The organism is Acinetobacter sp. ABJ-A23_2, assembly GCF_044538765.1.
In the GTDB taxonomy this organism is placed as follows: domain Bacteria; phylum Pseudomonadota; class Gammaproteobacteria; order Pseudomonadales; family Moraxellaceae; genus Acinetobacter; species Acinetobacter nosocomialis_A.
In genome coordinates, this window is the sequence record NZ_JBIUCP010000097.1 from 1 (window position 1) to 2,176 (window position 2,176).

Below are 2,176 nucleotides of genomic sequence, written 5' to 3' on the forward strand. Positions count from 1 at the left end.
TTTACCATCAGGACCTGCAACTACAGTTGCTGTCGTACCGTCAGGGAAGCTCACAGTCACGGTTGATCCCGCTTCTGCTGTACCTGTCACTGGATCAGTCGCATTGATTGGATCAAGAACCGGTGCAGTTGGAGCTGTGGTATCGATAGTCACCACTGCACCTGTTGTACCCACATTACCCGCAGGATCAGTTGCAGTCACAGTCACGGTGTGTGGACCATCGGTCAACACTGGAAGCGTATTGTCTGCAAGTGTCCAGGTGCCGTTGCCATTATTGGTTGCCGGATAGTTCACACCATCTACAGTCACAACCACTTTCGCAGTCGGATCATTCACTGTACCGCTTAACGCAGGTGTACTGTCGTTGGTTAATGTCGTGGTGACAGTCACAGTTGGTGCAACTGCATCTACTGTACCAGTTGAAGGAGTTGATGGGTTACCAGCAGGGTCGGTTGCAATAGCTGTAACTTTATCACCATCTTTAAGATCACCTGGGTTCGGCACAGTCCATTTACCATCAGGGCCTGCAACTACAGTTGCTGTCGTACCATCAGGGAAAGTTACTTTAACTGTTGAACCTGGTTCTGCTGTACCAGTTACAGGATTGGTCGCATTGATTGGATCAATTACCGGTGCATTTGGTGCTGTCGTATCTACAGTCACAACTGCACCTGTTGTACCTACATTACCCGCAGGATCAGTTGCAGTCACAGTCACGGTGTGTGGACCATCGGTCAACGCTGGAAGCGTATTGTCTGCAAGTGTCCAGGTGCCGTTGCCATTATTGGTTGCCGGATAGTTCACACCATCTACAGTCACAACCACTTTTGCAGTCGGATCATTCACTGTACCGCTTAATGCAGGTGTACTGTCATTGGTTAATGTCGTGGTGACAGTCACAGATGGTGCAACTGTATCTACTGTACCAGTTGAAGGAGTTGATGGGTTACCAGCAGGGTCGGTTGCAATAGCTGTAACTTTATCACCATCTTTAAGATCACCTGGGTTCGGCACAGTCCATTTACCATCAGGGCCCGCAACTACAGTTGCTGTCGTACCATCTGGGAAAGTCACTTTAACAGTTGAACCTGGTTCTGCTGTACCTGTGACTGGATTGGTCGCATTGATTGGATCAATTATCGGTGCAGTTGGAGCTGTCGTATCTACTGTATAAGATTTTGACTCATTAATATTGCTGCTGTTACCTGCTGCATCAGTAAAAGTAACTTTTGCATCAATTGTTTTATCGCTATCTGCAATTAAACCACTGCCTGGTACAACTACACTCCACGTACCTGCTGCTTTGTCTACATTTGCAGTGTAAGTTACACCATTAACAACTACGGTAACGACAGTATTTGCAGCATCTGTCGGAATATTTTTTAAACTACCCGTAACAGTAACATTACCCGCAGCTTCCGTTGAATTAATAATATTATCTGAAGTTACAGGATCAACAGAGAAAGTAACGCCATTTGTATTTGGCGGCGTAGTATCTGCAGGAGAAGAGTCATTACTGCTACCACTATTTGATGCAGCAGCAATGATACCACCTGCAACAAGAGGTACTGCTGCCCACAACCATGGGTTCACACCTGCATCGTGATAAAGTAATGGCTGAATTGAAGAAATAGGTTGGTAAATAACATCAGACACTAATGCCTGCGGTGCTTCTGCTGGTAGAGCTGCTGGTAAATCTTCACCTAAAAGCGCTTGCGGCTCTACATCGCTGTCAGCATCCGCATCTGCATCGCTGTCAGCATCCGCATCATTTTCGGCATCTTTAAATTTTGCCCAAATGAGTTGGCCATTTTGGTCTTGAAAAACAAGACTATTATCGGCTGGCTCAGCTGTTCCACTAAAGAAGCCTTCAATAACAATAGTTTCACCATTTTTTAGGCGAATTACTGCATTGGTACCCTCCCTATTTACTACCAATACATCACTGGCAGCCACTTTTACCAACACAACTGATGCTTCTGAAAGTTTTGCAGAAGTTCCCTCTGTTGTTACCAAGGTTTTGTGACTGTCCTTGGCAATAATTTGTATCTCAGGCATATATTCATTCCTTTTATATTATTGATTTAAATGATTTTTGTATAATTCTTTTTACTTAATGTTTTCGAGTTTTTGACCTACAACTTAAAAACATTAAGTAATGTGATCATTTTTACAT

Annotated in this window: 1 protein-coding gene; it reads right to left on the reverse strand. The window is 44.4% G+C overall.

Annotated features, from left to right (window positions below):
* On the reverse strand, window positions 1–2,058 hold a 2,058-nt coding region (locus ACH63V_RS17945), incomplete at its 3' end, for an Ig-like domain-containing protein (RefSeq protein ID WP_396464305.1).
* Window positions 2,059–2,176 lie beyond the last annotated feature (118 nt).